Raw genomic sequence first — 3,214 nt, 5'->3', positions numbered from 1 at the left:
CGCGTCATGCCCGGTTGCGTGGTCCGCGCTGCGTGGGCGAGTTCACCCACTCGCCTGGCTCCTGCCTGCTCGAGCAGACTCAGCACCCGCCACTGCGCCGCAGGGGCGTCGTTTCCGGCGTCCTGAGCGGCGATGCGGCCGAGTGCGTATCCCGAGAGGACGAGGGAGGGGATGACATCCGCACGATTCATACCAGCGAGTATATACCCGATGGTATGTAATCGGATCACCGCCTCGTGCTGGAGATCCGCGCGGAGAGCTGATGTGCGTGCGCGAGGAGGGTCCGCCCGAGCTCGGCCATGCGGTCGGGGCCGAAGCGGAACGCGACGCCGGTCAGGCTCAGCGCCCACTCCGGGCGGCCGGAGCGATCGAAGACCGCAGCGCCCAGGCCCCAGCTGCCCTCGACGATCAGACCGGGGTTGACCGCGTATCCCCGTTCCTTGGTCTCGGCGAGACGTGTCCGAAGGGGCCGCTGACCGTGGGCGCGTCCCCAGGAGCCCTCGAGCTCGGGATGACGTTCCAAGTAGGCATCCACATCGTGGTCAGGGAGGAAGGCGAGGATGGCGAGTCCGGCGCTGGCGACACCGAGGGGGAAGCGCACTCCTTCACTGAGGACGAAGGATCGGATAGGGAAGGAGCCCTCTTCGCGGAGCAGGCACACCGTCTCGTCTGCGCGCCGGACGGAGAGGAACGCGCTCTCCTCGGTCTTGACCGCCAGTGAGCGCACGATGTCCCGGGCCAGTGCTGTCACGTCGTACCGCGCGGCCGCCACCGATCCCATGAGGAACAGCTCCGGACCCGGCATCCACCTGGTGCTCGCGCCGTCGCGGTCGACGAGGCCCTCCGACTTCAGAGCGCTCAGGAGCCGGTGGGCGGTCGAACGCGAGAGGTCGGCGGCTATGGCGAGCTCCTGAAGTGAAGCCCCGTCGGAACCCGCGGCCGTGACCAGGCGCAGAAGACGTGCGGCCCTGGCGATCGCCTGAGTGCCGGGCACCGAGGTTGTGGGTTCCATAATGTGGACGCTACCTCTGGGTTCGGCCACATCGCAAGATCCGGCTTTCCCGGACGGCTGCCCCGGACGGATGCTGAGGAGAGCACGGAACCGAAGGAGCCGACGTGATCGACAAGCAGTGGGAGTCAGCGGAGGCGGCCGTCTCCGACATCGAGGACGGATCGTCACTGGCGGTCGGCGGGTTCGGCCTGTCCGGGAACCCGATCGCCTTGATCGAGGCTCTTCTGGCGCAGGGGACGAGAGACCTCAGCGTCGTGAGCAACAACTGCGGAGTGGACGACTGGGGCCTCGGCGTCCTGCTCGCCGCCCAGCGCATCCGCAAGATGACATCGTCGTATGTCGGGGAGAACAAGGAGTTCGAGCGCCAGTTCCTCAGCGGTGAACTCGAGCTCGAACTCACGCCGCAGGGCACCCTGGCCGAGAAGCTCAGAGCCGGCGGCTCGGGGATCGCGGGTTTCTTCACCCAGACGGGCGTCGGCACGCAGGTCGCCGAGGGGGGCCTGCCGCGCAGGTACAACCCGGACGGCACGATCGCGGTCGCCTCGCCGGTGAAGGATGTGCGCAGCTTCGAGGTGAACGGGGAGGCGAGGGACTTCGTGCTCGAGGAGGCGATCACCGCCGATTTCTCTCTGGTGCACGCCGCCCGCGGAGATCGCCACGGCAATCTCGTGTTCAACAAGGCGGCGCGCAACTTCAATCCGCTCGCCGCGATGGCCGGTCGCATCTGCATCGCCCAGGTCGAGCAGCTCGTGGAGCCGGGGGAGCTCGATCCCGACAGCATCCACCTCCCCGGGGTCTTCGTGCATCGCATCGTCGAGGTCGGCACCGACATCCCCAAGCGCATCGAGCGGCGCACGGTCGCCGCGGAAGGAGCCTGAGATGGCACTCACCCGTGAGCAGATGTCTGCCAGAGCGGCCGCGGAGCTGCAGGACGGCGCCTACGTGAACCTGGGCATCGGCTTGCCCACGCTCGTGCCCAACCACGTGCCGCGCGGCATCACCGTCGTCCTGCAGTCGGAGAACGGCATCCTGGGCGTCGGTCCCTACCCGAGCGAGGAATCCGTTGACCCCGACCTCATCAACGCGGGCAAGGAGACGGTCACCACTCTTCCCGGCGCCGCGTTCTTCGACTCGGCGACCAGCTTCGGCATGATCCGCGGAGGCAAGATCGACGCGGCGATCCTCGGGGCGATGCAGGTCTCCGCGACCGGCGATCTCGCGAACTGGATGATCCCGGGCAAGATGGTGAAGGGGCCCGGCGGTGCCATGGATCTCGTGCACGGGGCCGGCCGGGTCATCGTGCTCATGGAGCACGTCGCGAAGGACGGTTCGGCGAAGATCGTCGACGAATGCTCGCTGCCCCTGACCGGTCGCGGTGTGGTCGATCGGATCATCACCGACCTCGCCGTGATCGACGTGACCGCAGAGGGGCTGGTGCTCGTCGAGACCGCACCCGACGTCACGGTCGACGAGGTCATCGCCGCGACCGAACCGCCCCTCATCGTCTCCCACGCTCTGCTCACCGGAAGGATCATGGACCATGACTGAGAACGACGTCGTCATCGTCGCCGCTGCTCGCACCCCGCAGGGACGCCTCAAGGGGCAGCTCGCCGCGTTCACCGCCCCCCAGCTCGGTTCCTTGGCCATCCGTGGAGCCCTGGAGCAGGGCTCCATCGCACCCGCGGACATCGACGCGGTGATCGTCGGTCAGGTGCTGGCCGCCGGATCCGGGCAGAACGCAGCCCGTCAGGCGGCCATCGGCGCGGGCATCGGCTGGGACGTCCCCGCGCACTCCGTGAACAAGGTATGCCTCTCAGGGCTGACCGCGGTCATCGACGCGGCGCGGATGATCCGCACCGGAGATGCCGAGGTGGTGGTCGCCGCCGGGATGGAGTCGATGACGCGCGCACCCCACCTGCTCATGGGATCGCGCGACGGCTGGGCATACGGGAGCGTCGAGGTGCTCGACCACATGGCCTACGACGGGCTCACGGATGCGTACGACCGGGAGAGCATGGGGGCATCCACCGAACGGCACAACGCGCGTTTCGATCTCACCCGGCAGGCGCAGGACCGCGTCGCCGCGCTCTCGCATCAGCGCGCCACCGCCGCGCAGGAAGCGGGTGTGTTCGATGAGGAGATCGTCGCCGTGGACGTTCCCCAGCGCCGCGGCGAGCCCGTGCGTGTCACGAAGGACGAGGG

At 68.4% G+C, this 3,214-nt stretch carries 4 protein-coding genes and 1 pseudogene; 3 read left to right on the top strand and 2 right to left on the bottom strand.

From position 1 onward, the window contains the following. Both KZA10_RS10440 and KZA10_RS10435 read right to left on the bottom strand, forming a co-directional pair. Nucleotides 1-191, bottom strand: a pseudogene (locus KZA10_RS10440) (transcriptional regulator); the annotation flags it as partial. 35 nt (nt 192-226) lie between these two features. Further along, nucleotides 227-1,012 (bottom strand): IclR family transcriptional regulator, encoded by a 786-nt coding sequence (locus KZA10_RS10435; RefSeq protein WP_127482457.1) that lies wholly within the window; start codon nt 1,010-1,012, stop codon nt 227-229. 104 nt (nt 1,013-1,116) lie between these two features. Between KZA10_RS10435 and KZA10_RS10430 the strand changes: the two genes are divergently transcribed. The 3 genes from KZA10_RS10430 to KZA10_RS10420 all read left to right on the top strand — a co-directional run. Next, nucleotides 1,117-1,890: a CoA transferase subunit A gene (locus KZA10_RS10430; RefSeq protein WP_141388032.1), complete on the top strand. Its 774-nt coding sequence runs from the start codon at nt 1,117-1,119 to the stop codon at nt 1,888-1,890. A gap of 1 nt (nt 1,891) precedes the next feature. After that, nucleotides 1,892-2,560, top strand: a complete 669-nt coding sequence (locus KZA10_RS10425; protein WP_174799603.1) for a CoA transferase subunit B — start codon at nt 1,892-1,894, stop codon at nt 2,558-2,560. Further along, nucleotides 2,553-3,214 (top strand): beta-ketoacyl synthase N-terminal-like domain-containing protein (locus KZA10_RS10420; protein WP_306300807.1); only part of this gene is annotated, 662 nt, incomplete at its 3' end. The genes KZA10_RS10425 and KZA10_RS10420, both read left to right, overlap by 8 nt.

The sequence above is a fragment of the Microbacterium sp. BF1 genome (assembly GCF_019279095.1).
GTDB lineage: Bacteria > Actinomycetota > Actinomycetes > Actinomycetales > Microbacteriaceae > Microbacterium > Microbacterium maritypicum.
Note: the sequence above shows the minus strand (reverse complement) of the source record. Positions and strands in the feature narration are given on the sequence as shown.

What these genes read in the sequence shown, in the direction of transcription:
- KZA10_RS10435 (WP_127482457.1), bottom strand. Translation starts at nt 1,012, where the DNA reads ATGGAACCCACAACCTCGGTGCCCGGCACTCAGGCGATCGCCAGGGCC.
- KZA10_RS10425 (WP_174799603.1), top strand. Translation starts at nt 1,892, where the DNA reads ATGGCACTCACCCGTGAGCAGATGTCTGCCAGAGCGGCCGCGGAGCTG.